General features: G+C 71.9%; 25 protein-coding genes and 1 pseudogene. 12 read left to right on the forward strand and 14 right to left on the reverse strand.

Annotated features, from left to right (window positions below):
• Positions 1-59: 59 nt before the first annotated feature.
• Positions 60-803, reverse strand: coding sequence for a zinc ribbon domain-containing protein (locus EJC51_RS15310; protein WP_126276963.1), 744 nt, complete (start codon positions 801-803; stop codon positions 60-62).
• Positions 800-1,657, reverse strand: coding sequence for a Nif3-like dinuclear metal center hexameric protein (locus EJC51_RS15315; protein ID WP_126271594.1), 858 nt, complete (start codon positions 1,655-1,657; stop codon positions 800-802). The genes EJC51_RS15310 and EJC51_RS15315 overlap by 4 nt, the downstream gene beginning before the upstream one ends.
• A gap of 188 nt (positions 1,658-1,845) precedes the next feature.
• Here EJC51_RS15315 and EJC51_RS15320 point away from each other — a divergent pair, with 188 nt between their 5' ends.
• Positions 1,846-3,108 (forward strand): hypothetical protein, encoded by a 1,263-nt coding sequence (locus tag EJC51_RS15320; RefSeq protein ID WP_126271595.1) that lies wholly within the window; start codon positions 1,846-1,848, stop codon positions 3,106-3,108.
• Between the two features lie 96 nt (positions 3,109-3,204).
• On the forward strand, positions 3,205-3,360 hold the full coding sequence (locus tag EJC51_RS47725; RefSeq protein WP_097263385.1) for a hypothetical protein: 156 nt from the start codon (positions 3,205-3,207) through the stop codon (positions 3,358-3,360).
• 60 nt (positions 3,361-3,420) lie between these two features.
• Here EJC51_RS47725 and EJC51_RS15325 read toward each other — a convergent pair whose 3' ends face one another.
• From EJC51_RS15325 to EJC51_RS15335, 3 genes are read right to left on the reverse strand one after another with little or no spacing between them, the layout of a single operon-like run.
• A complete protein-coding gene (locus EJC51_RS15325) occupies positions 3,421-4,359 on the reverse strand; it encodes a 3-oxoacyl-ACP reductase (protein WP_126271596.1) in 939 nt (312 codons plus the stop codon).
• Positions 4,360-4,371: 12 nt separating this feature from the next.
• Positions 4,372-5,448, reverse strand: coding sequence for a Zn-dependent alcohol dehydrogenase (locus EJC51_RS15330; RefSeq protein WP_126271597.1), 1,077 nt, complete (start codon positions 5,446-5,448; stop codon positions 4,372-4,374).
• Between the two features lie 29 nt (positions 5,449-5,477).
• Positions 5,478-6,353, reverse strand: a complete 876-nt coding sequence (locus EJC51_RS15335) for a MaoC/PaaZ C-terminal domain-containing protein (RefSeq protein ID WP_126271598.1) — start codon at positions 6,351-6,353, stop codon at positions 5,478-5,480.
• Between the two features lie 266 nt (positions 6,354-6,619).
• Here EJC51_RS15335 and EJC51_RS15340 point away from each other — a divergent pair, with 266 nt between their 5' ends.
• Both EJC51_RS15340 and EJC51_RS15345 read left to right on the forward strand, forming a co-directional pair.
• Positions 6,620-7,936: a sensor histidine kinase gene (locus EJC51_RS15340; RefSeq protein WP_244362643.1), complete on the forward strand. Its 1,317-nt coding sequence runs from the start codon at positions 6,620-6,622 to the stop codon at positions 7,934-7,936.
• A 48-nt stretch (positions 7,937-7,984) separates the two neighbouring features.
• The gene (locus EJC51_RS15345) at positions 7,985-8,617 is read left to right on the forward strand and encodes a response regulator transcription factor (RefSeq protein WP_097263392.1); all 633 of its coding nucleotides are present in this window, start codon (positions 7,985-7,987) and stop codon (positions 8,615-8,617) included.
• Positions 8,618-8,731: 114 nt separating this feature from the next.
• On the opposite strand, the gene EJC51_RS15350 is transcribed toward EJC51_RS15345, so the two are convergent.
• Entirely contained in the window at positions 8,732-9,568 is an 837-nt protein-coding gene (locus tag EJC51_RS15350; protein ID WP_126271599.1) for an NAD(P)H-binding protein, read from the reverse strand.
• A gap of 87 nt (positions 9,569-9,655) precedes the next feature.
• On the opposite strand from EJC51_RS15350, the gene EJC51_RS15355 reads away from it, so the two are divergent.
• Positions 9,656-10,102, forward strand: coding sequence for a winged helix-turn-helix transcriptional regulator (locus EJC51_RS15355; RefSeq protein WP_126271600.1), 447 nt, complete (start codon positions 9,656-9,658; stop codon positions 10,100-10,102).
• Positions 10,103-10,196: 94 nt separating this feature from the next.
• Here the strand turns inward: EJC51_RS15355 and EJC51_RS15360 are convergent, their stop codons facing one another.
• Genes EJC51_RS15360 through EJC51_RS15370 form a run of 3 tightly spaced genes read right to left on the reverse strand, consistent with a single transcriptional unit; the run spans position 10,197 to position 13,081 of the window.
• Positions 10,197-11,033 carry a hypothetical protein gene (locus EJC51_RS15360; RefSeq protein WP_207924730.1) on the reverse strand — a complete coding sequence of 279 codons (837 nt, stop codon included), beginning with the start codon at positions 11,031-11,033 and terminating at the stop codon, positions 10,197-10,199.
• Complete coding sequence (locus EJC51_RS15365; RefSeq protein ID WP_126271602.1) at positions 11,033-11,572, reverse strand: SigE family RNA polymerase sigma factor; 540 nt, start codon at positions 11,570-11,572, stop codon at positions 11,033-11,035. Before EJC51_RS15365 ends, EJC51_RS15360 begins: the two co-directional genes overlap by 1 nt.
• Before the next feature lie 51 nt (positions 11,573-11,623).
• Complete coding sequence (locus EJC51_RS15370) at positions 11,624-13,081, reverse strand: MFS transporter (protein ID WP_126271603.1); 1,458 nt, start codon at positions 13,079-13,081, stop codon at positions 11,624-11,626.
• A gap of 146 nt (positions 13,082-13,227) precedes the next feature.
• Between EJC51_RS15370 and EJC51_RS15375 the strand changes: the two genes are divergently transcribed.
• The 3 genes and pseudogenes from EJC51_RS15375 (at position 13,228) to EJC51_RS15385 (ending at position 17,641) form a co-directional block, all read left to right on the forward strand.
• A complete protein-coding gene (locus EJC51_RS15375; RefSeq protein WP_126271604.1) occupies positions 13,228-14,961 on the forward strand; it encodes an MFS transporter in 1,734 nt (577 codons plus the stop codon).
• A 333-nt stretch (positions 14,962-15,294) separates the two neighbouring features.
• Positions 15,295-16,932, forward strand: a pseudogene (locus EJC51_RS15380) (nuclease/transposase family protein).
• Between the two features lie 55 nt (positions 16,933-16,987).
• The gene (locus EJC51_RS15385) at positions 16,988-17,641 is read left to right on the forward strand and encodes a class I SAM-dependent methyltransferase (protein WP_126271605.1); all 654 of its coding nucleotides are present in this window, start codon (positions 16,988-16,990) and stop codon (positions 17,639-17,641) included.
• 7 nt (positions 17,642-17,648) lie between these two features.
• On the opposite strand, the gene EJC51_RS15390 is transcribed toward EJC51_RS15385, so the two are convergent.
• A complete protein-coding gene (locus EJC51_RS15390) occupies positions 17,649-17,840 on the reverse strand; it encodes a chaplin family protein (protein WP_166682860.1) in 192 nt (63 codons plus the stop codon).
• Between the two features lie 129 nt (positions 17,841-17,969).
• Between EJC51_RS15390 and EJC51_RS15395 the strand changes: the two genes are divergently transcribed.
• From EJC51_RS15395 to EJC51_RS15405, 3 genes are all read left to right on the forward strand, one after another.
• Positions 17,970-18,926: an N-acetylmuramoyl-L-alanine amidase gene (locus EJC51_RS15395; RefSeq protein ID WP_126271607.1), complete on the forward strand. Its 957-nt coding sequence runs from the start codon at positions 17,970-17,972 to the stop codon at positions 18,924-18,926.
• A gap of 199 nt (positions 18,927-19,125) precedes the next feature.
• Complete coding sequence (locus EJC51_RS15400) at positions 19,126-19,884, forward strand: DUF5336 domain-containing protein (protein ID WP_126271608.1); 759 nt, start codon at positions 19,126-19,128, stop codon at positions 19,882-19,884.
• A 106-nt stretch (positions 19,885-19,990) separates the two neighbouring features.
• Positions 19,991-21,004, forward strand: coding sequence for an LLM class F420-dependent oxidoreductase (locus tag EJC51_RS15405; protein WP_126271609.1), 1,014 nt, complete (start codon positions 19,991-19,993; stop codon positions 21,002-21,004).
• Here EJC51_RS15405 and EJC51_RS15410 read toward each other — a convergent pair.
• The gene (locus EJC51_RS15410) at positions 20,991-21,545 is read right to left on the reverse strand and encodes a hypothetical protein (RefSeq protein WP_126271610.1); all 555 of its coding nucleotides are present in this window, start codon (positions 21,543-21,545) and stop codon (positions 20,991-20,993) included. The two genes, EJC51_RS15405 and EJC51_RS15410, sit on opposite strands and share 14 nt — an antisense overlap.
• A gap of 118 nt (positions 21,546-21,663) precedes the next feature.
• Here EJC51_RS15410 and EJC51_RS15415 point away from each other — a divergent pair, with 118 nt between their 5' ends.
• Positions 21,664-21,954 (forward strand): hypothetical protein, encoded by a 291-nt coding sequence (locus EJC51_RS15415; RefSeq protein ID WP_126271611.1) that lies wholly within the window; start codon positions 21,664-21,666, stop codon positions 21,952-21,954.
• Between the two features lie 9 nt (positions 21,955-21,963).
• On the opposite strand, the gene EJC51_RS15420 is transcribed toward EJC51_RS15415, so the two are convergent.
• From EJC51_RS15420 to EJC51_RS15430, 3 genes are read right to left on the reverse strand one after another with little or no spacing between them, the layout of a single operon-like run.
• Positions 21,964-23,034, reverse strand: coding sequence for a prenyltransferase/squalene oxidase repeat-containing protein (locus tag EJC51_RS15420; RefSeq protein ID WP_126271612.1), 1,071 nt, complete (start codon positions 23,032-23,034; stop codon positions 21,964-21,966).
• On the reverse strand, positions 23,031-23,765 hold the full coding sequence (locus EJC51_RS15425) for a class I SAM-dependent methyltransferase (RefSeq protein ID WP_079312111.1): 735 nt from the start codon (positions 23,763-23,765) through the stop codon (positions 23,031-23,033). The genes EJC51_RS15420 and EJC51_RS15425 overlap by 4 nt, the downstream gene beginning before the upstream one ends.
• Positions 23,759-25,138 (reverse strand): glycosyltransferase family 4 protein, encoded by a 1,380-nt coding sequence (locus EJC51_RS15430; protein ID WP_126271613.1) that lies wholly within the window; start codon positions 25,136-25,138, stop codon positions 23,759-23,761. The genes EJC51_RS15425 and EJC51_RS15430 overlap by 7 nt, the downstream gene beginning before the upstream one ends.
• Positions 25,139-25,223: the final 85 nt, after the last annotated feature.

Genomic DNA, 25,223 nt, shown 5'->3' on the forward strand with positions numbered 1-25,223 from the left:
TCCTTACAGGACCCGCAGGCCCCTGCCGACCCTCAGGCCTTTACTGAACCCTCGGGCCCTTACAGACCCGACTCGGCCGTGCGCACCAGGATGCGGCGGCAGTTCTCGCAGCGGACGACCGTGTCGGGGGCCGCCGCGCGGATCTCGTTGATGTCCGTGATCGCCAGCTCCTGGCGGCAGCCCTGGCAGGTGCGCTGGTACAGCTTCGCCGCGCCGATGCCGCCCTGCTGCTCGCGCAGCTTGTCGTAGAGCTTGAGCAGGTCCGCGGGGATGGTGCCCGCGATGACCTCGCGCTCCTTGGTGACGCTGGCGACCTCGCCGTCGATGCCCTCGTACGCGGCCTCCCGGCGGGCCGTCGCGTCGTCGATCTTGCCCTGGACCGCGCCGACCCGCTCGGTCAGCTCGGCGACCCGCTCCTGGGCGGACTCGCGGCGCTCCATGACCTCCAGGACGATGTCCTCCAGGTCGCCCTGGCGCTTGGCGAGGGAGGCGATCTCGCGCTGGAGGTTCTCCAGGTCCTTCGGGGACGTGACCGCGCCGGAGTCCAGGCGCTGCTGGTCGCGGGCGGCGCGCTGGCGGACCTGGTCGACGTCCTGCTCGGCCTTGGTCTGCTCGCGGGCGGTGTCGCTCTCCTCGGTCTGCGCGGCGACGAGGAGGTCGCGCAGCTGGGTCGCGTCCTTGGTCAGCGACTCGATCTCGGCGTGCTCGGGCAGCGACCTGCGCTTGTGCGCGAGCTGCTGGAGGCGGACGTCCAGGGCCTGGACGTCGAGAAGACGGATCTGGTCGGCGGGCGCGGCGTTCAGTTGGGGGCTCCCGGTGAGTCGGTGGTGGCGGTGGACGCCGCGTGGGCGGTCCAGGGGTCGGTGACCGTGCGGGAGACGTGGACCCTGAGGTCCCATCCCTCCCGGTCGGAGATCTCGTCGAGCTGGGCGGCGGCCAGCTCGCACCAGGGCCATTCGGTGGCCCAGTGCGCCGCGTCGAGCAGCGCGAGAGGACTGTGGGCCCGCGCCTCGGAGGCGGGGTGGTGGCGCAGGTCGGCGGTGAGGAAGGCGTCCACGCCGGCGGCGCGTACGACGTCGAAGAGGCTGTCGCCGGAGCCGCCGCTGACGGCGACCGTGCGGATGACCGCCTCGGGGTCGCCGGCGACGCGGATGCCCTGCGCGGTGGCGGGGAGGCGCTCGGCGGCGCGTTCGGCCAGCTCGCGCACGGTCAGCGGGTGGTCCAGCTCGCAGATCCGGCCGAGGCCCCGGCGGCCGCCCGGGTCGGCCGGGTCCGGTACGAGGGGTCGTACGACCCGGAGGTCCAGTGCGCCGGCGAGGGCGTCGGAGACACCCGGGTCGGCGGTGTCCGCGTTGGTGTGGGCCACGTGCAGCGCGATGTCGTTCTTGATGAGGGTGTGGACGACCCGGCCCTTGAAGTGGGTCGCCGCGACCGTCGTCGTACCGCGCAGGTAGAGCGGGTGGTGGGTGACCAGCAGGTCGGCGCCCAGCTTCAGCGCCTCGTCGACGATCTCCTGGACCGGGTCGACGGCGAACAGGACCCGCCCGACCTCCTGGTCGGGATCGCCCACGACGGTGCCGACCGCGTCCCAGGACTCGGCCCGCTCGGCGGGCCACAGGGTCTCCAGCGCGGCGATGACTTCAGACAGACGGGGCACGCACAAAAGGCTACCTGGCTGTTCTGCGCCCTTGTACCGGTGTGGCTCCCCTTGGCCCCGCCCAGCACACCCACCTCCGTTTCCTCAGGCGAATCGTTCCTTGGCCACCCCTTTGTGTGAAGTGGTCATCGCCTGGTCCCCCGTCCGTGCGTGCGAAAACTAGCTTCGTGGCCGGAGGTGACCGAACCATGACGGCCTGTGCGATCGAGCCCACGGCGGCGGACGAGGACGGTACGCCGCAGGCTGGCTGCGTGATCACCGCGGACGGCGCCTACGCCGCCCGCCTCACACGTGACGGCGACTCCTGGTTCCCGGAGCGCTGGACGATGGACGGCCCGGAGCCGTACGCGGTGCCGCTGCCCGGCAACCAGCCGGAGGAGCCCGGCACTGAAGTGCAGCCGATGGCGGACGGGCGGGTTCTGATCCGGCGGTTCGCGGACGGGCGGCACAACTTCTCGCTGCTCTACCCGACCGGCCCCGGCACCGGCGAGCTGCTGCTCGGCGCGGTCGAGTGCCCGGACGAGGGGACCCGGCTGCGGCTGCTGCCGCCGGCACCGGACGGGGAGAAGGCGTACGCCCTCGCCGTGGGCCGGCGGACGACGGCGGTGTGGCTCGTGGCGGGGGGTGCCTTCGGCCCGGAGCACCTCGCGGAGATCCCGGGGCGCTGCTCGGGCGGGGTGTGGCTGGACCGGGCCGGGCGGATGCTGGCCCTGGACCGGGAGGTCGGCGGCTGCACCAAGGCGATCGTGGTGGACCTGGCACGGGGCGGCGAGGTGTCGCCGCTGCTCCAGATCGCGGCGGGCAGCGACGACCGGCTGCTGCTGGCCGACCCGGACAGCGGACTGCTGCTGATCGCCTCCGACGCGCCGTCGCCCGGGCAGGAACGGTTGGGCTGGGGCGTCATGGGCAGCACGCTGCCGGTGCGCTTCCCGGAGAGCCTGCGGCTGCCGGAGTGCACGGTGACGCCGTTCGCCATCCAGCCGGGGCAGGTGCTGATGCCGGAGAGCTGCGCGGTGGCGCTGCGCATCGACGGGCCGCTGGGCAGCTGGGTCGGGATGTGGCGGCCGGACGGGCGGCAGGTGCACCATCTCGCGGCGCCCGTGGGCTGGTTGGCGGGCAGCGGGCTGTGGACGCGGGACAGGGTGCTGCGACTGCCGTACGCGACGGACGACGTGCCGTGCGGGGTCGCGGAGTTGACGATGCCCGCAGCGGGGGGAAGAGCCATCGGGAACGGGGGAACCGCGGGGGACGCGGGCCCGGGGGATCCGGACAGGGGCGGGACGGCCGCCGGGCGGACGCCGGACACGGCGTCGGCCTCGGGTACCGGCGGGCCGTCGGAGCCGGATCCCCCGGAGCCCGCGGCGGACGCCGAACCGGAGCCGGTGGAACCGGTGGTGCCGCGTCCGGTGCCGCTCGGGAAAGCGCCTCTGGCACGTCTTGTAACGAACTAGTGCCGGTTGGCGTGGCCGCCTGGATTCGGCCCGTGGGGTGCCGGTTAAACTCGCCCGGCTGTTAGAAAGATCATGTTGACGGGGTGAGTTCTTCCGATGAGCGACGCACGCACGATTCAGCCGCCGCACACCGATTCCCAGGATGCCTCCGGCCACGGCAGGCACCGCGGTCAGATCTCGGCTCAGGACGGTGAATCGGCCCCTCGCGGCCGGCACCGCAAGCCGGCCGAGGAGACCGAGTCGGCGGCCTGAGGACGCAGGACGCACGGCCCCGTTCACCTTCGTGGTGAGCGGGGCCGTTCTGTGTTGGCGCTATGCGCGTTTCAGCCCCAGCACTTCGGCCGCGCCGAACGTCTCCCCCTCCGGCCGCTGCGCGAAGTGCGGAGTGAGGGCCGCGTCGAGTTCGTCGTACGTGAAGGTCTCCTGCTTGCTGTCGAACTTGGCCCGCACGCGTGGCCGTTCGACGACGGCGACCATCCCGCCGTGGACCACGAGGAGCTGTCCGTTGACGCGGGCGGCCGCCGGGGAGGCCAAGTAGCCGACGAGCGGGGCGACATGCTCGGGGGCGAGCGGGTCGAGGCGGTCCTCGGGGAGTTCGAGGCCCGCGAAGACGTCCTCGGTCATCCGGGTGCGGGCGCGCGGGCAGATGGCGTTGGTGGTGACGCCGTACTTGGCGAGGGCGAGGGCCGTGGAGGTGGTGAGCCCGACGATCCCGCCCTTCGCGGCGGCGTAGTTGGGCTGTCCGGCCGAACCGGCGAGGAACGCCTCCGAGGAGGTGTTCACGATCCGCCCGTACACCCGCCCCCCGGCCTCCTTGGCCCGTGCCCGCCAGTGTGCGGCCGCGAAGTGCGTGGTGTTGAAGTGGCCCTTGAGATGGACGCGGATGACCGCGTCCCACTCCCCCTCGGTCATCGAGAACACCATGCGGTCGCGCAGGATGCCGGCGTTGTTGACGAGGATGTCGAGCTTGCCGAACTCGGCGACCGCCGACCCGACGAGTTCTCCGGCCTGGTGGAAGTCGGCGACGTCTCCGGTGTGGGCGAGCGCCTTGCCGCCCGCCGCGCGGATCTCGGCGGCGACCTCCTCGGCGGGGCCGGCGGAGGCCGCGCCGGAGCCGTCGCGTCCGGGCTGTCCGAAGTCGTTGACGACGACGGCGGCGCCGAGCCGGGCGAGTTCGAGCGCCTCGGCCCGGCCGAGCCCCCGGCCCGCACCGGTGACGATCGCGGACAGCCCCTCAAGTGGCAGTGACATGGTCCGGGTTCCTCAGATCTCGATGCACGTACGGAGCGCGGTGCCCGTGCGCATCTGGTCGAGGGCCTCGTTGATGTCGGCGAGCGGCACCCGGTGGGTGATGAGCCCCTCCAGGTCGATGCGGCCGGCCCGCCACAGCGCGATGGTCCGCTCGTAGGAGGTGAGGACGTCGCCGCCGCCGTACATGGACGGCAGGATGCGCTTCTCGTCGAAGAACAGCTCGAACATGTTGAGTTGGAGGAAGTCGTCCATGGCGCCCGCGCCGACGACGACGAGGGTGCCGCCGCGCCGGGTGTGGTCGTAGGCCGTGCGGGCGGTGGCGGACTTGCCGACGACCTCGAAGACGTAGTCGAACCCCTCGCCGCCGGTGACCTGTTGCTTGGCGTCGGGCAGCTCGTCGGGGGAAACGGCCTTCGTGGCGCCGAACTTGAGGGCGGACTCGCGCCGGGAGGCGACCGGGTCGACGGCGACGATCTCGGCGGCGCCCTTGAGCCGGGCGCCCTGGATCGCGGATATGCCGACGCCTCCGCACCCGATGACGGCGACGGACGAACCGGCGGCCACATCGGCGGTGTTGAGGGCGGCACCGAGTCCCGTGGTCACCCCGCAGCCGATGAGCGCGGCGATGTCGAAGGGCACGTCGTCGGGGATCGGGACGGCGCAGCCGACGTCGACGACGACCTCCTCGGCGAAGGTGCCGGTGCCGGCGAAGCCGAACAGGTCACCGGCGGGGCGCTTGAAGTTGGGGGTGCCGGCGTTCATGAACCCGGCCAGGCACAGCTCGGTCTGGCCGCGCTTGCAGGCGGGACAGACACTGCAGGCGGGCAGCCAGCAGACGACGACCCGGTCCCCCGCCTTCAAGTGGCTGACCCCTTCCCCGACTTCGAGGATCTCCCCGGCGCCCTCGTGCCCGGGTACGAAGGGCGCGGGCTGCGGCAGGACGCCGCTCATCGCGGACAGGTCCGAGTGGCACAGCCCGGTGGCCCGCACCCGGATCCTCACCTTGCCCGGGCCGAAGCCCACCGCCTCGACGTCGTCGAGGACCTCCAGCTTGTCCTGGCCGATCTCGTGCAGTACGGCTGCGCGCATGGTGCGGCTCCCCTCGGATCATGCGGAGTTCAGGAGTGTGCGACGACGGTGTCGGCGAGGACGGGCGCGTCGTCCCGTTCGACGGCGCTGACGGCCACGCGGGTCTCGGCGGCCGTGTGCCACATGCGGATGCGCAGGGTCTCGCCCGGGTAGACGACCCCGGCGAACCGGGTGTCGTACGACCGCACGCGGGTCACGTCCCCGCCGAGCAGCGTGTCGACGACGGCCTTGAGCGCGATCCCGTAGGTGCACAGCCCGTGCAGGATCGGCCGCTCGAACCCGGCGACCTTGGCGAACTCGGGGTCGGCGTGCAGCGGGTTCCAGTCGCCGGAGAGGCGGTAGAGCAGCGCCTGGTCCGGGCGGACGGCCCGCTCGACGACCCGGTCCGGCTCGCCGACGGGCGGTTCGAGCCGTCCGGAGGGCCCGCGCTCGCCACCCCAGCCGCCTTCCCCGCGTACGAAGATCTGGGCGTCGTTGGTCCACAACGGGCCCTCGGCGTCGGTGACTTCGGTGCGCATGACGAGGACGGCGGCCTTGCCCTTGTCGTAGATCGCGGCGATCCGGCCGGTGGCGGTCGCGGTGCCGTCGACCGGGAGGGGGCGGTGGATCGTCAGCGACTGTCCGCCGTGCAGCACCCGGGCCAGGTCGACCTCGATGCCGGGCATGGACAGGCCGCTGATCACGCCGGGCGAGCCGGAGCCGGCGACCGTGGCGAAGCTCGGCAGGACGTGCAGCCGGGACTCCAGGGTGTAGCGCAGTTCGTCGGGGTCGGTGGCGGGACTGTCCTTGTCGGGGTTCGCGCCCGCGCCGATGCCGAGGTGGTAGAGCTGCACGTCCTTGGGGTTCCAGGAGATCTCGCCGGAACGGGGTTCGGCGGCAAGGGCCTTGGCGGCATCGATGGGCACTGCGGCTCCCTCGGGTTCGGAGTCGGGCTCAGAGAGACCCCGGTACGGCCGTCCGCACCGTCGGCCATACCGAGGTCGTCACGGGCCGATCTAGAACGCGTTCCAGTCCGGCGCCCCCTGTATAGCCCAGCGCACGGGAGTTGTGAAGACTCCTGACGGGGTGTCAGCTCGGATGGGGGCGGGGCACGGCCGTATGACATTTGTCCTGCGGGATTCCGTACGACCGGCTCTGCCGCGCGGAGGGGTGGGGTTCGTAGCGTGGAGCCATGACACAGGGGATGCGGGGCAAGCAGGAGACCGGGAGCAAGGGGCACGGGTGGGGGTCGGTGTCCTGCCGGGTCGAGGCGCGCCGGGCCCGCGCCTCCGCGGAGACGCCGGGCCCGCCGCCCACCGGGTTCTCGCTCCTCCCCTGGCTGCTGCTGGGAATGGGCGCGTTCTCCAACCTCTTCCAGGCGGGCACGCGGCAGCCGGTGCTCGGCGGCATCGGCCTGTTCGTCTTCAACTCCCTCTACATCTACGTCGTCTTCCGCGCCTTCACGAAGCAGACCCGTCAGGCCCGCTCGACCCGGGTGGCCCTGGTCCTCATGGCCGTGGTCACCTGCGCCCTGGCCCTCGGCTACGGCGGCAGCTGGCTGTACTTCTTCCCCCTGCTGGGCCTGGCCACCGGGGCCGTCACCCGCGGGCCGTGGCTCGGCAGGACCTGCCTGGCCCTGACCGCGCTGGCGGCGGCCGTCTCCTCGTACCGGGAGGGCTGGGACGCGGTGAACATCGCCTACGCCACCTTCCTGTCGACGATGGTGACGGCGGCGATCCTGTCGCTGTCCGAGGCGGTACGGGAACTGCGCGCCGCGCGTGAGGAGTTGGCCCGGCGCGCGGTCGAGGAGGAACGCCTGCGCTTCTCCCGCGATCTGCACGACCTGCTCGGCCACACCATGTCCGTGATCGTCGTCAAGTCGGAGGCGGCCCGCCGCCTGGCGCCCCGCGACCTCGACGCCGCCGTCGCCCAGATCACCGACATCGAGTCCGTCGGCCGCCAGGCCCTCACGGAGATCCGCGAGGCGGTGACGGGCTACCGCGAGGGCAGCCTGAGCACGGAACTCGACCGGGCGAGGTCGGTCCTGGAGGCCGCGGGCGTGCAGCCGGTCGTCCGGCACTCCGGCCCGCCGCTCGCGGCCCAGACGGAGGCGTTGCTGGGGTGGGTGGTCCGGGAGGCGGTCACCAATGTGGTGCGGCACGGGCAAGGGGTCGCCCGGTGCGAGATCTCGGTGGAAGGGGAGGTCGGGAGGGTTCGGGTGCGGGTGGCGGATGACGGGGGCGGATGCGGCGGTACGGGCATCGCGGGGAGCGGCAGCGGAGCCGACGCCGGGGAGACGGGCGAGGGCGGCGGCACGCGCACCGGCACCGGTTTGCGGGGGCTTCGGGAGCGGCTCGCGGTGGCGGGGGGTCGGTTGGAGGCCGGAGCGGGGGCTCGGGGCGGGTTCGTGGTGACGGCGGAGCTGCCGGTGGAGGGGGGCGACACCGGGCACTTGGTGAGGTCGGCCGGTCCGGACAGCGGGATGGTGTCCGTGCCCACCGGGGCATGACCCCGAGCGCCGCAGGCGACCGCGCCCTACCCTTGGGCCGTGAACGAGATGCCGCGGGACTACCGGCCCGCCAAGTCCATCCGGGTTCTCCTCGCCGAGGATCAGGGCATGATGCGGGGCGCGCTCGCGCTGCTGCTCGGGATGGAGGCGGACATCGAGGTGGTCGCGCAGGTGGCGGCCGGTGACCTCATCGTGGACGCCGCGCTGACGCACCGTCCGGACGTCGCGCTCCTCGACATCGAACTGCCGGGCAAGAGCGGCCTGGACGCCGCCGCCGAGCTCCGCGACCAGGCCCCCGACTGCCGGGTGCTGATCCTGACCACCTTCGGCCGCCCCGGTTATCTGCGCCGGGCCATGGAGGCCGGGGCCGCCGGTTTCCTGGTGAAGGACGGCCCCGTGGAGGAACTGGCCTCGTCGATCCGCCGGGTGCTGACCGGCGAGACGGTCATCGATCCCGCGCTCGCCGCGGCCGCCCTCAGCGCCGGGCCCAACCCCCTGACGGCCCGTGAGTGCGAGGTCCTGAGCACCTCGGCGGACGGCGCGACGGTCGCCGACATCGCCGACGCGCTGCACCTGTCGGAGTCCACGGTCCGCAACTACCTCTCCTCCGCCATCGGCAAGACAGGCACCCGCAACCGGACCGAGGCACTGCGGGAGGCCCGGCAGCAGGGGTGGGTGTAGCGGCGACACGGCCGACACGACACTGCACGGCGCCACGGCCGACACGACACTGCGCGGCGACGCGGCCGACACGACACTGCGCGGCGCCACCCCAGACCCTTGGCCGGCGCGGCGCTACACGGTCACCCGCGGCCGCGTGGCCGACGCCGCCGCGACCGCCGTTTCGAGAGGGTGGGTGGACGGTCGGCCGAGGAGGTCGGTCAGGTCGGGACGGGTGCCGTCCAGGAAGCCGTGCCGTACGGCGGTCGCGATCGAGGCGAGCATGGGCGGCTGGAACGGCAGCAGCCCCGGCGTCTCGTCGAGGAGCCTGCGCCGGTACTCGCCCAGGCCGATGCCCCGGTGCGGGACACCGAGCCGGCCGGCCACGTCCGCCGCCCTGATCGGCGTACCCACCAACTCGTGGACGCGCCCGGCATGGCGTGCCGGGTCCGCCGCGACGACCGCCGCGGCCTCGGCGAGGTCCGCCCGCGTGACCGCGGCCAGCGCGCCGTCGCCGAACGCCGACTCCACGGCCGTCCCGTCGGCCGACCACATCAGCAGTCCGCCGAAGAGCTCGGCGTACAGCCCGTTGCGCAGGATCGTCCACGACAGGCCGGACGCGCGCAGCAGCCGCTCCGTCGCACGGTGGGCCAGTGCGAAACCGAGGTGGTCTCCGACGCCCGCCAGGCTCGTGTAGACGACATGCCGTACGCCGTCCCGCACGGCCGCGTCGACCGCCGCCGCGTGCCGTGCGACGACCTGGTCGTCCTCGGCGTAACCGGCGGAGACCAGTACCAGGGTGGCCACGCCGGTGAGGTCGATGCCGGCCGGGTCGTCGAAGTCGAGGCGTCTCGTCCCGTCGCCCGGGGTGCGGCTGCCGCCGAGGGCGTCCGCACCGCCCGCCCGCAGTGCCGCGAGCGTGGCGGAGCCGAGGCCCCCGTTCGCCCCGGTCACCAGAATCCTGCCGGTCATGTCTCCCCCGTCGGGCTCGCGCAGGTTGATCACTTGCTTACGCTTGATCCTTGTCCGCCCAACTACCCCCCACAAGGAGGCAGTTCCATGTCACCCACGCACACGGGGGTAACCACCACGCCCGCCCCGCCCCTCGCCACCGCACCGGCCGACCTCGACCCCTGCGGCCACGAGGACCACCCCGACTGCGGCATCCGTGACGTCCTCGACCGCATCGGCGACAAGTGGTCCGTGCTCGTGATCGTCGAACTCGCCGGCGGCCCACGCCGGTTCCGGGAGTTGCAGCGCGCGATCCACGGCATCTCCCAGCGCATGCTCACCCTCACCGTGCGCCGCCTGGAGCGCGACGGCCTCGTCCTGCGCACCGTCTACCCGAGCGTCCCGGCCCAGGTCGACTACCGCCTCACCGAGACCGGCAGCAGCCTCACCCACCTGGTCAAGGCCCTCACCGACTGGTCCCTGACCCACCGCCCGGTCATCGCCGAGGCCCGCGACGCCTACGACCGCGCCCACCCGGACCACGACATCCACTGAACGCCGGCCGCGCCCGCCCCGCGGGGATGCGGCGCCGGCCGGGGCGGACACCCCCGTGTCCCGCCCAGACCTCGGCCCCGACTCCCCTTCTCCGCTACCTCATCGCCGTCACATCCGCCGTCCCGTAGTCCGTCCCCTTCGGCGCCAGGCACACGAACCAGTCCACCGGGGAGCCCTCGGCCCTGCGGATCGCCGGCTGGTCGGTGCCGACAGCGGTGTTCCCGCCCGGGCGGTCGACCTTCGTCTTCGTGCCGTCCCTCCAGGTGCAGGTGACCTGCTCGGCGTCCCGGCCGACCATGCCGATGACCAGGCGTTGCACATGCTCGTTCGTCGTCCTGAAGGGGATCGCGGCGGATTGGACGTCCGCGCCCTTCATGGGGTCGTCGGTCACCTCGAACGCGTCCTCGTAGACGGGCCTGCGGTTGTCCCGGTCGGCGCTGTCTCCGTCGCTGAGGAACGTGACGTACGAGCTCTTTCCGATCAGCTCGGAGGCCTTGGTCACGCCCGAGGGGACGTCGCCGTACTCACCCATCGCCTCCAGCTGGCCCGCGGCCTCGACCTCGCTCCTCGGGGCCGCCCAGACGTCGATGACCACCCGCCACTCCTTGCCGTCCTCGACGCCGGTCGCGAGCGTCGTGCGCTGGGGGGTGTAGAGGTCCGCCCGGGTCGCCGTGGGCGCCTGGGTCGCCGGTGGTGTCACCGTGCCGCTCCCGCCCGGCAGCCCCGCCACCGCGAGCGTCGCCGAGGAGCCGGCGATCACCAGGGCGGTGGCCGCGGCCACCGCCCAGCGGCGGGCCTTGCGGCGGCGGCCGCCGCGGATCACCGCTTCGTAGGGGGCTATACCGATCTCGACCTCGTCCGTGGCGTCGGCCAGCAGGAGGGTGATGTCGCTGTTCGTCATGTCGTGGTTCGTCTCCCGGTCGGCGCTCATCACTTCCGCCCTCCCTGCGTCACCATGTCGGCCAGCCCCGGTATGGCGCGGAGTTTCGCGATCCCCTTGGCCGCGTTGCTCTTCACCGAGCCGACGGAACAGCCCATCGCCTCGGCGGTCTGGGTCTCGGTCAGGTCCTCCCAGTAGCGCAGGACCACGGCCTCGCGCTGCCGCGGCGGCAACTGGGCCAGCGCCTTCAGCAGGGCGCTGCGGTCCTCGGCCTGCGCGATGCGGTCACCGGTGTCGGCGATCTCGCGCACCAGCCCCGAGTCGTCCTTGGGAGCCAGGAACTCCCTCAGTTTCCTGCGGTGTTTTCTCGCGTGCGCGTTGATCATCACGCGCCGTACGTACGCCTCCGGGTCGTCGGCCGAGCCGACCCGGCGCCAGGCCACGTAGACCTGTTCCAGGGTCGACTGGACCAGGTCCTCCGCGGCGTGCTGCTCCCCCGTGAGGAGAAATGCCGTCCTCACCAGCCGCGGCCAGCGGCCGATGACAAAGCTCTGGAACGCAGCGTCCCGAGCCTCCTTGCGATCCCCCATGGGCACCTCCTAGATGTTCAAAGGAGTCCATGAGCCGCCCGGACCGTTGCCTCAGTTCGAGGACTTTTTCGACGGGGCCGCCACCACCTTCCGCGGCAGCCACACCAGCATGAGCAGCACCCCGCCGATCAGCACCCCGGCCCCCGTCCGGAACACCAGCGCGTACCCCTCCGTCAGCGCCTCCGCCGTCCCCCGCTCCCCCGTCCGGGACGCCGCGACCGTCGACATCACGGCCAGCCCCAGCGAGCCGCCCATCGTGCGCGAGGTGTTGACCAGCCCCGACACCAGCCCGGCCTCCCCGGGCGCCGCCCCCGACGTGGCCAGCGCCGCCAGTGGCGTCGTCGCCAGGCCCGCGCCCAGCATCATCAGGATGCCGGGGCACATGATCGTCACCACGTACCCGGCGTCGACGCTCAACGTCGACTGCCAGGCGAACCCGGCCACCGCCACGCACGTCCCCAGGACCGCCGCCATGCGCGCGCCCACGGCCCGCATCAGCCGCGGTGCCGTCTTGGAACCCAGGATCACGGCCAGCGAGCTGGGCACGAGGGCGAGCCCGGCCTCCAGCGGCGAGTAGCCGAGGACGTTCTGGGCGTACAGCGTCATGAAGAACCACATGCTGAACATCGCCGAGCCGGACAGGAACATCGCCACGTTCGCCGAGGCCACCGACCGGACGCGGAGCAGCCCGAGCGGCATCAGCGGGGCGGCCGTACGCGCCTCGACGGCGAGGAAGAGCCCGATCAGCGCGAGCCCGGCGACCAGCGGAACCACCGTCGCCGCCGACGCCCACCCCGAGGCCTCCGTCCGGGAGATGCCGTACGCCAGGGTGGCCAGGCCCGCGGTCACCAGCACCGCGCCGGGCAGGTCCAGCCGCCGTCCGTCCCCGGCCCGGCTCTCGTTCAGCCACCACAGGGCGCCGAGGAGCACGACGGCCCCGACCGGCACGTTGATCAGCAGGGTCCAGCGCCAGGACGATACGTCCACGAGCGCCCCGCCGACCAGGCCGCCCGCCGCGCCGCCGCCTCCGCCGACCGCGGTCCAGGTGGCTATGGCACGCGCGCGTGCGGGCCCCTCCGGGACGGCGGACGTGACGATCGTCAGCGTCGAGGGCGCGAGCACCGCCGCGCCGAGCCCCTGCACGGCCCGCGCCAGCAGCAGCTGCCAGCCGTCCTGGGCCAGCCCGCCGGCCAGCGAGGCCAGCGTGAACAGCCCGAGCCCGACCAGGAACGTCCGCTTGCGCCCGTACAGGTCCCCGGCCCGCCCGCCGAGCAGCATGAACCCGGCGAAGGCGATCGCGTACGCGTTGACCACCCATTGCAGCCCGGGCCCGCTCAGGCCCAGATCGGCCCGCATCGACGGCAGCGCCACGTTCACCACGGACACGTCCAGCACGACGAGGAACTGCCCGGCACACGCGAGCGCCACCAGCACCCAGGCGGGCGGGGCGGTACGGCGAGGGGGCGCGGCGGCGATCGGGACTTCGGCGGCTCGGGACATGCGCGTCATACTCTCAACCGCTCTGCGCCCCTGGCATCGGGATTTCGACGTACGACGTACGGCCTGCGACCCCGTTTCCCAAGAGAAGATAAAGAAATCGTTAGCTGACCAAAGCATCGGAATAGTTGCCCGGGCACACCGAGTTCATTGCACACATGAGACCTACGCCGACCGACCAGCCCGCCCGCACCGCAAGCGGCGCCGTCGTCCCGGTGCTCGCGTTCGCGGGCATCGTCGTCGCGGTGATGCAGACCCTGCTCGTCCCCGTCATCAAGGACCTGCCGCAGCTGCTGGACACCGCCCCCAGCAACGCCACCTGGGTCCTGACCTCGACCCTTCTCTCCGGTGCCGTCGCCACCCCGATCATGGGCCGCCTCGGCGACCTGTACGGCAAGCGCCGCATGCTGATCGCCAGCCTCTCGGTCATGGTGATCGGCGCCCTCGTCAGCGCGCTCACCAGCGACCTGCTCGTGATGATCGCCGGCCGCACCCTCCAGGGCTTCGCCATGGGCGCGATCCCCCTCGGCATCGGCCTGATGCGCGACATGCTGCCCCGCGAGAAGCTCGGCTCGGCGATGGCCCTGATGAGTTCCTCCATCGGCGTCGGCGGCGGCCTCGCCCTCCCCCTCGCCGCCCTGATCGCCCAGCACGCCGACTGGCACGCCCTCTTCTACGGCGCCGCGGGCCTCGGCGCGCTCTCCATCGTGCTCACCCTGCTCGTCGTACCGGAATCGACGATGCGCGCGGAAGGCACCTTCGACCTCCTCGGCGCCCTCGGCCTCTCCACCGGCCTGGTCCTCTTCCTGCTGCCCATCACCAAGGGCAGCGACTGGGGCTGGACGTCCGGCACCACGCTCGGCCTGTTCGCCGCGTCCGCCGTCGTCCTCGTCCTGTGGGGCGTCTACGAGCTCCGCGCCGCGGCCCCCCTCGTCGACCTGCGCACCACGGCCCGCCCGGCGGTCCTCTTCACCAACCTGGCCTCGATCATGGTCGGTGTCTCGTTCTACGTCGTCTCGCTCGTCCTTCCCCAGCTGCTCCAGCTCCCGAAGGCCACGGGCTACGGCCTCGGCCAGTCCATGGTCGTCGCCGGTCTGCTGGTCGCCCCGCTGGGCCTGACGATGATGGTCACGGCGCCCGTCTACGCCCGCCTCTCCGCGAAGTACGGCCCCAAGTTCACCCTCATCCTCGGCATGCTGATCATCGCGATCGGCTACGGCGCGGGCCTCGGCCTGATGAGCGCGGCCTGGCAGAGCCTGGTCATCGCGGTCGTGCTCGGCGCGGGCATCGGTCTCGCGTACTCCTCCCTCCCCGCCCTGATCGTCGGCGCGGTGCCCGCGTCGGAGACGGGCGCGGCGAACGGCCTCAACACGCTGATGCGGTCCATCGGCACGTCGGTGTCCAGCGCCGTCATCGGCATGGTCCTCGCCAACACCGCGAACACCGTGAACGGCGTCGAGATCCCCACGATGCACGGCTTCCGCGTCTCCTTCCTCATCGCGACGGGCGCGGTCGCGATCGGCCTGCTGATGGCCCTGTTCCTCCCCAAGCCCGACCGTGCCCCGCGGCTCAACGCGAGCAGCGAGGAGGACGCGAACCTGGAGCGTGCGGAGGAGGCTCTGCGAGGCTTTCGGGGGCGGGTCCTCGGCGCCGACGGTGCTCCCGTCGCGCGGGCGAAGGTGACGCTCATCGACCGGCGGGGGCGGCAGGCGGGAGCCACGCTGTCCGAGGAGGACGGGAGCTATGCGCTTGCCGTGCCGGCGGAGGGGGCGTACGTGCTCGCGGCGAAGGCCTCCGGGCATGGGCCGCTTGCTTCTTCGGCCACGCATGCGGGGGATGACAGTGCCGTGGACGTGGATCTTTCGTTGCCCGGTGAGACTGTGACCGCGTAGGGGTTCGTTGTCGGGTGCGGGTCGGCTGTGGCCGGTCGCGCCCACGCGGCGGAGCCGCATAGGGATACGGCCCCGCGCGCCTGAAGGCCCTTGCACCACACCCCCGTCACGCAGATGGCGGGGGTGTGGTGCTGCTGCCATTGGAGTGCGTTCAAGAGTGTTCTGGTGAGCGGGAGTGAGTGATGCTGGTCTCGGTTGTGCCGCGCGCGCCTCGCCCCTGGCATCGGTTCAAGCGGGGAACTGATGTTCTCTCATCGAATGCGTGACCTTTACGGGTCGTGCTCGTTTCCCATGGCGACGGAATCTTCGGGGGCGAGCGGTGGGGGTGGCGGGGTGGGTGAGCTGAGGAGCATCGCGCCGCCATTCGTCGCGTCCGGTCCCAGTGGTGTGGCCATCCGGACCCGTCTCAAGCAACTGACACCCGGCGATGAGAAGGTGCTGCGGCTGGTCGGCGCGCATCTGGGGTCGCTGGCCTCGAAGGATCTCAAGGCACGCTGCCGGGACGGTATGGCGCACTCCACGGAGGCGTGGGCCATGCGGAAGCGGGAGCTCACCCCTGCCTCGTCGTCGCGGTGGGCGGGCAGTATCACCAAGGCCACGCATGATCAGTGGGCGCTGGCCCGCCGCTGCCAGCTGGCTCACCTTGAGAACCTGGAAGCCGGCATCCGCACCATCGCCGCCCGGCTGGCGCTGCCGGTCAGGCAGAAGGGGACGAAGACGGCACCGGGGGGTTACCGGTCGCGGCGGGAATGGCATGCGAAGTCCCGGCGGCTACGGGTACTGGAAGACCGGCTGGCCGCCGCGCGGGCCGACCGCGAGACCGGTGTTGTGCACGTCGTACGCGGTGGCAGACAGCTGGCCCGCACCCGCCACCACCTGGAGGCGGCAGGGCTCACGGAGTCGGAATGGCGTGGGCGGTGGGCGGTGGGAGGCGGAGCGCTGGTTCTGCCAGGCGGACGGTGAGGCGGGCAAGCGGTACGGCAACGAGACCATCCGTATCAGCCCCGACGGCGAGGTGAGCATCAACCTCCCCGCGCCACTGGGGTATCTGGCGAACTTCCCGCACGGCCGGTACGTCCTGGCCTGCCGGGTGACGTTCGCGCACCGGGGGCAGGAGTGGGCGGATCGGGTGCGGCGAACCGGGCCATCGCCTACCGCATCCACCTCGATACCGGCCGGGAGCGCTGGTATCTGACCGCGTCCTGGCAGATCCCGCCCACCCCGACCCTTGCGATCGAGGCGGCGCTCGCCCACGGCGTGATCGGCGTCGACATGAACGCCGACCACCTCGCCGCCTGGCGCCTGGACACCCACGGCAACCCGACCGGCACCCCGCGCCGCTTCTCCTACGACCTGACCGGCACCGCCGAGCACCGTGACGCCCAGGTCCGCCACACGCTCACCCGCCTCCTGCACTGGGCCCAAGCGTGCGGCGTCAAAGCAATCGCGGTCGAGGATCTGGACTTCGCCGCCGAGAAGACCCGGGAGAAACACGGCCGCCGCACACGCTTCCGGCAGCTGATCTCCGGCATGCCCACCAGCAAGCTGCGTGCGCGGCTGGCCTCGATGGCGGATCAGACGGGTATCGCCATCATCGCCGTGGACCCGGCCTACACCAGCCGGTGGGGTGCCCAGCACTGGCAGAACCCCCTCACCACGAGGACCCGTAAGACCACTCGCCACGATGCTGCTGCCATGGCGATCGGAAGGCGCGCCCAGGCACACCCGATCCGGCGACGGACGGCACCGCCCCCTGCTCACCGGAGTGATGAGCAGGGGCATCGGACCGTCCAGGCCAGACCAGGTGCTCCTGGGCGTGAGGGAACCCGCCGCCGCATTCCCGGACCACGGACCCGATCCGTGCCGCCCGGACGCGGAGCGAACGCGGGCAACCAGAACGCCCAACACCGTCCGGGGCGTTCGGCCGAGCATGAGACCTGGCAACAGGACTCACTCCCGCTCAGTCTTTAGGAACGGTGTGGTGCACCATGGGCACCCAAACCCTCGTACGACCGAAAGGGACCCCATGACCGCCGCGGCACCCAAGCCCGAGATCCTCGCCGCGTTCGAGGAGGCGAAGGGGTTCATGCCCACGCACGAAGGGCTCGCCCTGTACGCGGCCGCCGTCGAAGCCGGGGCCCTCGGGCTTCCGCTCCTCGAAGTCGGGACGTACTGCGGGCGTTCCGCGATCCTCCTCGCGGACGCGGCCCGGGCCGGCGGGGTGACGGCGCTCACCGTCGACCATCACCGGGGCAGCGAGGAGCAGCAGCCCGGCTGGGAGTACCACGACCCGGAGACGGTCGACCCGGAGCTCGGCCTGATGGACACGCTGCCGACGTTCCGCCGCACCCTGCACCGGGCCGGCCTGGAGGACCACATCGTCGCGCTGGTCGGCCGTTCCCCGCAGGTGGCGAAGGTCTGGGGCGCTCCCCTCGGCCTCGTCTTCATCGACGGCGGCCACACCGACGAGCACGCCACCGCCGACTACGAGGGCTGGGCGCCCCATGTGGCGGAGGGCGGGCTGCTGCTCATCCACGACGTGCACCCGGACCCGAAGGACGAGTTCACCGGGCAGGCGCCGTACCGGATCTATCTGCGGGCGCTGGAGTCCGGCGCCTTCACGGAGGTCTCCGCGACCGACACGCTGCGCGTGCTGCGACGGGTCGGTACGGGGATCTGAGGCGCCTTCAGGGCTTCACGTTGATGTCGATGTCGACCGGGGTCTGGATGACGTTGCCGGTGCCGACGCCCGGCTGACCGTAGACGTAGTCGACGGCGCAGGCGTCCTCCGGCGGAGTGCAGGGGAACGGATCGGCCTGGGCCGCCGCGGACGTGCTGAGGGCGGCGGTCGTGAGGACGGCGCCGACTATGAAGCGCATAAGTGATTTCATGGGCGATTCTCGGCATACCGCCCGGCCGTGAGCGACGCCGGTGTGCCGTTCGGATGACACGCCCCGTCCGGCGGCGCCGACCCGCCGTCGCCGTGCGCCGCCGCTAGGGTGGCTGTCGTGTCGTACGTAGGCCCGGACTTCGATCCTCCCCAGCCCCGCCGCCCCAGGCGCCGCCCCCTGACGGTCGCGGTGGCCGCCCTCGTGCCGGGCGCGCTGCTCGGTTGGCTGGTGTACGAGGCGGTGGGCGGCACGGGCGGCGATTCGAGCGAGGCCGTGGGTACGCCGGCCTCCTCGTCGAGCGCACCGGCGTCCCCCTGGTCCACCCCCAAGTCGACCGACGACGAAAAGCCGAGCCCGAGCCCGAGCAAGACCCCCTCCACCTCCGCCCCCGCCGCCTCCGGCCCCCTCAAGGGCAAGGTCGTCGTCATCGACCCCGGGCACAACCCGAGCAACTTCCAGCACACGGCCGAGATCAACAAGAAGGTGAACATCGGCACGAACTGGAAGGAATGCGATACGACGGGCACCTCCACCAATTCCGGTTACACCGAGGCTAAGTTCACCCTCGACGTCGCCCACCGGCTGCGCAAGCTCCTCGAACAGCAGGGCGCCACGGTGAAGTTGACGCAGGACGGCGACCGGACGTACGGCCCCTGCGTCGACGAGCGGGCCCGCATCGGCAACAAGGCCCACGCCGACGCGGTCGTCTCCATCCACGCCGACGGCGCGGGCGCCGGTCAACGCGGCTTCCACGTCATCCTTCCGGGCAGCGTCCACGCGGGCGCCGCCGACACCCGCCCGATCGTCGCCGCCTCCGCGGACCTCGGCGAACGCATCGCGGGCAAGTTCGTCCGCGCCACGGGCAGCGCCCCCTCCAACTACGTCGGCGACGGCACCGGGCTCGTCACGCGTAAGGACCTGGGCGGTCTCAATCTGTCAACGGTTCCCAAGGTGTTCATCGAGTGCGGCAACATGCGCGATACCAAGGACGCGGCACAGCTGACCAGCGGTGCTTGGCGGCAGAAGGCGGCGCAGGGGATCTCTGAAGGAATCGTGAGTTTCCTGCGCGGCTAGTGGTTCGCGGGTTGATCCCTGCGGACAGCTTCGTCGGACGGACGATAAGGTCGTCTTTACGATGAGGGGCCACCCCCGCGCTTCACACCCGGGCCTGACGGCGACATGGTGACAGCGACGCCTCCAGCGAGCCGATGACGAGACGACTGAACCGAAGGACCTTGAAGTGAATATCCGCTCCCTCACTCGAGGCGACGGCGTGGTGATCGGAGCAGCGGTGTTGCTGTTCATCGCGTCGTTCCTCAACCTCTACACCGTCAAGGGCTACGACCTCGACGTAACTGCGTGGGACAACCTGGGCAACGGCCTCGGCACTTACATGGGCGGTGTCATCGGTGCCGCCCTGATCGTCGTCAACCGTCTTCTGCCGCAGCCGCGCAAGGTTGCCGGCCTGGACCTCGGGACGGTCGGCGCGGCGTTCACCGTGCTCACCGCCTGGAGCCTGTTCTGGGCCCTCGTGGATGTCGGTGACGGCGCCAGCGCTGCCGCCGGTCTCATCCTCGGCTTCATCGCCGCTCTGGTCCTGGCCGCTGCGGCCGTCGCCACCCCGTTGCTCCCCGCCCTCAAGGGCGCCCTCCTCCCCGCCCCCGGCCCCGCCGCCCCCCAGCCCTACGGCGCCCAGCCCCCCGGCGGCTACGGCTACCCCGGTGCCGGTGCCCCGCAGCCCGGTCAGCCCTACGGTGGTCAGCCGCAACCGACGGCTCCGTTCAACGCCGGTCAGCCGCAGCCGCAGCCGGGGCAGCCCGCGCCGGCCGCGTCGGACTTCTCCCCGTTCTGGTTCGCCGTCCCCGTCCCGCGCCCCCTCTTCGCCGAGGACGGCTCGCAGACGCCGATCGCCGAACTGGCGCCGGGCACCTGGTACCTGGCCGTCGAGCAGCGCGGCCCGGCCCTCGTCGCCCAGACGCAGGACGGCCGTCGCGGCGTCCTTCAGGACACCTCGGGCATCCAGCGCGGCTGAGCCCCGAGCGACAACCAACGCACGGCCCCTCTCCCTTCCGGGTGGGGGGCCGTTGTCGTACAGTCGCCTCCCCGACCGGAGTCTGACGTACCGTCAGGAGGCAGGCATGCGGCTCGGTCTCGCGCTCGGCTACTGGGGGCGTGGCCCCAACCCGGAGCACGTTCCGCTCGCGCAGGAGGCCGAGCGGCTCGGTTACGACTCCGTGTGGACCGCCGAGTCCTGGGGGTCGGACGTCTTCACGCCCCTCACCTGGATCGCCGCCCACACCACAACCATCAAGCTCGGCACCGCCGTTGCCCAGATGGCGGCCCGCTCCCCCACCACCACCGCGATGCACGCCCTCACCCTCGACCACCTCTCCGGCGGCCGCATGATGCTCGGCCTGGGCCTGTCCGGGCCGCAGGTGGTGGAGGGCTGGTACGGCCGTCCGTTCCCCAAGTCGCCGCTCACCGCGACCCGCGAGTACGTCGACGTCGTACGCCAAGTCCTGCGCCGCGAGGGGCCCGTCGAGGTCGACGGCCGCTTCCACTCCCACCCCTACACCGGCCCCGACGCCACCGGCCTCGGCAAACCCCTCAAGCCCATCACCCACCCCCTCCGCCCCGGCCTCCCGGTCCTCCTCGGCGCCGAGGGCCCCAAGAACATCGCCCAGACCACCCGTATCGCCGACGGCTGGCTCCCCCTGTACTGGTCCCCCACCCGCCCCGAGGTGTACGAGGCCTCCCTCGCCGACGCCCCCGACGGTTTCCTCGTCGCGCCGATGGCCCAGGTGCGGGTCTGCGACGACATCGCCGAAGGTCTGCTCCCGGTGAAGACCATGCTCGGCTTCTACATCGGCGGCATGGGCCACGCCCGTCGCAACTTCCACGCCGACCTCATGGCCCGCATGGGGTACGAGGAGGAGGCGCGCCGGATTCAGCGGCTGTTCCTCGAAGGCCGCAGGGAGGAGGCGGTGTTGGCCGTCCCCGACGCCTTCGCCGACGAGATCTCCCTCGTCGGGCCGCGTGAACGCATCGCCGAGCGGCTGGAGTTGTGGCGGAAGGGGCCGGTGACCGATCTGCTCGCGCTGGCGCCGGACCGCGCCACCCTGCGGGTGCTGGCGGAGCTCAACCCGACGTGAGCTGCGCGGCCGACGGCACCTTCTCCGTGACCTCCGCGCCCGCGGTCCTGCCCGCGTCCTTCACCTGGTTGATGACGTCGTCGAAGGTGCCGGCGACGCTCGTGTCGCCCTTGCGGAGCTTCGACGGGAGGTCCTTCAGGGCGTCGATGCCCGCCGTGAGCGGGGCGACCGCCTTGGCGAGGGTCGGGTCGCCCGCGGCGTTGCGGGAGGCGGCCTTGAGGCGGTTGTAGGCGAAGGTGCCGGCGAGACCTGCTTTCACCAGCGCCACCCTGCGGCCGTCCGCGCCGCTCTTGAACTTCCCCGCCCGCCAGGGCTTCACGATCCACTGGTAGGTCGCCCCGGCCGCCAGCCCCGCGTTCGCCACGAACCGGGTCTTGGCGAACTTCTGCCGCTCGGCGGAGGCCGTGGCGGAGGACGTCACGGAGGCCGTGGGGGTCGTCGCGGCGCCGCTGTCGTCGTCGCCACCGCAGGCCGTGGCCCCGGCGAGCAGGACGCAGCAGAGCGTCGGCGCCACCAGCAGGCGGCGGAGCGGTGCGGGCACGGGGGCCTCCGGGAGGGTTCGTCCACGTCTCCCGGCAGCTTCACCCCGCCGTGTGCCCGTCGCCACCCGGGCGAACCCGTTCGGGTTTCATACACGGTTGAGCGGCAACCCGCTGGTTATGTCCTCTCGATATCGCGGTGCCAATTCGGCCGGCACGGTCATAGCGGTCGTCGCCGACATCATGGCCCTCATTCTGGGCCTCTGGATTCTGATGTACCTGCTGGACGCGAACCGCGCGAACGACTTCGTGCAGTTCATCCACGACGCGGCCCGGTGGCTGGCGGGCTGGAGCCATGACCTGTTCACGTTCGACGAGGCGTGGGCGCGGGTCGTCGCCGGGTACGGGCTGGCGGCCGTGGTGTACCTGTTCGTCGGGCACGCCATCGCCAACCGGGTGCACCGCCACTGACGTGAGCCGTCAGGCGCAGCAGTCCGGGTCCAGGCCCTTCGGCAGCTGTTCCCCGCCGAAGACCTGGCAGGTCGCCTCGTCGCCGCCCAGCGCGGCGACCGCGAGCAGCAGCGATCCGGCCGTCCAGGTCGTGAGTTCCCGCGGCCAGATCGCGTCGTCCTCGAAGACGTAGCCCGTCCAGTACAGGCCGGACTCCTCGTCCCGCAGGTGCTGGATGGACTGGAGGATCTCCAGCGCGCGGTCGGACTCGCCCATCGCCCAGAGGGCCAGGGCGAGTTCGGCCGACTCGCCGCCCGTCACCCACGGGTTGGGGACGACGCAGCGCACCCCGAGGCCGGGGACGACGAAGCGGTCCCAGTCCTTCTCCACCCGGGACTTGGCCTCCACGCCCGTCAACGCGCCGCCCAGGACGGGGTAGTACCAGTCCATCGAGTAGCGGTCCTTGTCCAGGAACCGCTCCGGATGGCGGCGGATCGCGTGGCGCAGTGCCCCTACCGCCAACTCCCAGTCCGGTTGGGCCTCTTCGCGCTGTTCGGCGATGGCCAGGGCGCACCGCAGCGCGTGGTGGATGGAGGAGGAGCCGGTCAGCAGCGCGTCCGTCGTGAAGCTGCCGTCCTCCTCGCCCTTCCAGCCGATCTGGCCGCCGGGCTGTTGCAGCCGCAGGACGTACTCCATCGCCGCGTAGACCGACGGCCACATGCGGTCCAGGAAGGTGTCGTCGCCGGTCGAGAGGTAGTGGTGCCACACCCCTACGGCCATGTAGGCGACGAAGTTGGTCTCGCGGCCCCGGTCGGTGACCTCGGCGAAGTCCCCGTCCTGGTACGCCGCGTACCAGGAGCCGTCCGTGTTCTGGTGCCGGGCCAGCCAGTCGTACGCCCGCTCCGCCGCCTCGTGTTCGCCGGCCGCGTCGAGGGCCATCGCGGCCTCGGTGTGGTCCCACGGGTCGAGGTGGTGGCCGCGGAACCAGGGGATCGCGCCGTCCTCCCGCTGTACGGCGAGGATGCCGGCGACGGTCGCGGCGGCCTGCTCGGCGGTCAGCACCCCGGGCAGGACCAGGTGTTCTGTCCGGGGAGTGGTCACTTGGCGTCCACCCGCGGCAGGTGCGGCTTGGTCGCGTACGCCACGAAGCTCTTGCCGATCAGCGGGTTGAGGGCCTGCTCGGCGACCCGGGTCGCGAGCGGTTTCTTCATGATGTCCCAGACCAGGAGCTTGTGGTACGCCTTCACCGGCAGCGCCTTGTCGTTGTCGACGCCGAACGCGCACTTCAGCCACCAGTACGGGGAGTGCAGCGCGTGCGCGTGGTGGGTGCCGTACGGCTTGAGGCCGGCCTCGCGGATCTTCGCGAGCAGTTCGTCCGCCTTGTAGATGCGGATGTGGCCGCCCTCGACCTCGTGGTAGGCGTCGGAGAGCGCCCAGCAGACCTTCTCGGGGCCGTAGCGCGGGACGGTGACGGCGATCCGGCCGCCGGGCTTGAGCACCCGCACCATCTCGGCGAGTACGCCCTTGTCGTCCGGGATGTGCTCCATGACCTCGGAGATGATCACGACGTCGAAGGACTCGTCCGGGAAGGGGAGCGCGAGGGCGTCGCCCTCCATGGCGGTGGCGGTGGCGCCCTCGGGGGCCTCGCCGGCCTCCTTCATCGCCGCGAACCACTTCGCGACCTCGCGGATCTCCTCGGCGTTCTGGTCCAGGGCGACGACCTGGGCGCCGCGCCGGTAGCACTCGAACGCGTGCCGGCCGGCTCCGCAGCCGAGGTCCAGGACGCGGTCGCCCGGGGCGAGCGGGAACCGGGAGAAGTCGACGGTCAGCACGTGGCCCTGCTTTCGGATGAGATGCCTGTCACAGTCACTGAGGCCGCGGAGCGGCCGGGAAGCGGGGTCGCGGAGCGACCCATCGCGTCTCGGTACCTGGCCACCGTTCCCTCTGCGGCCCGGGCCCAGGTGAACTTCGCCAGTACCCGCTCACGTCCGGCCGCGCCGAGCCGAGCCCTCAACTCCGGGTCGCTCAGCAACCGGCCCAGACCGGCGGCCAGCGCCCCCGCGTCGCCGGGTGGGACGGCGAGGCAGGTCTCTCCGTCCGGTCCTGCGACCTCGGGGATCGCTCCGCCGGTCGTCGCCAGCAGCGGTGTTCCCGTGGCCATGGCCTCCGCCGCCGGGAGGGAGAAGCCCTCGTAGAGCGACGGGACGCAGGCGATCTCGGCCGAGCGGACCAGGTCGACGAGTTCGGCGTCGGTGATGCCCTTGACGAAGTCGACGGCGCCTTCGAGGCCGTACCGCTCGATGGCCTGGGCTACGGGTCCGTCCTCGGCGCGCTTGCCGACGACGACGAGGTGGGCGTCGGGGTGTTCGACGCGGACCTTGGCGAGGGCCTCGACGAGGTAGATGAGGCCCTTGAGCGGGACGTCGGCGCTGGAGGTGGTGACGATCCGGCCGGGCACCCGTCGTACGGACGCGTCCGGCTTGAACAGGTCGGTGTCGGCGCCGATGTGGACGACGTGGATGCGGTCGTCGCGGACGCCGAGGTGGTCGACGATCTCCTGGCGGGAGGTGCCGGAGACGGTCAGGACCGAGGGCAGCCGGCGGGCGACGCGCTTCTGCATGCGGGTGAAGGCGTACCAGCGGCGGACCGAGTAGCGGCGCTTCCAGCCCTCGGCCGCGTCCAGCTCCAACTGCCGGTCCACGGTGATGGGGTGGTGGATGGTGGTGACCAGGGGGGCGCCGACGTCGCCCAGCAGGCCGTATCCGAGCGTCTGGTTGTCGTGGACGACGTCGAACTCGCCGCGTCTTGCGCGCAGATGGCGGCGGGCGCGGAGCGAGAAGGTGAGGGGCTCGGGGAAGCCGCCGGTCCACATGGTGCCGACCTCGAGGGCGTCGATCCAGTCGCGGTACTCGTCGCGCTTCGGGGTGCGGAAGGGGTCCGGGGAGCGGTAGAGGTCGAGGCTCGGCAGCTCCGTGAGGGACAGCCGGTCCTCCAGTCCCGGGTCCAGGACCGGGTACGGCTGGGAGCCGATGACCTCGACGCGGTGGCCGAGGCGGGCCAGTTCGCGGGAGAGGTGGCGGACGTAGACGCCCTGGCCGCCGCAGAACGGGTTTCCCTTATAGGTGAGGAGTGCGATGTTGAGCGGTCGCTCGCCGTCCGCGGCCGGGTCCTCCTGGGACCCCGCCTGACTGGCCTCAGCGGTCACTCCGGGCCCCCTTCTCCCTGCTGTTTCCCGCGAGATTACGCCGGGACGCTAATCTAGAACAAGTTTCAGACTTGATCGTCCAAGA

It is taken from the genome of Streptomyces aquilus, assembly GCF_003955715.1.
Classification (GTDB): Bacteria; Actinomycetota; Actinomycetes; order Streptomycetales; family Streptomycetaceae; genus Streptomyces; species Streptomyces aquilus.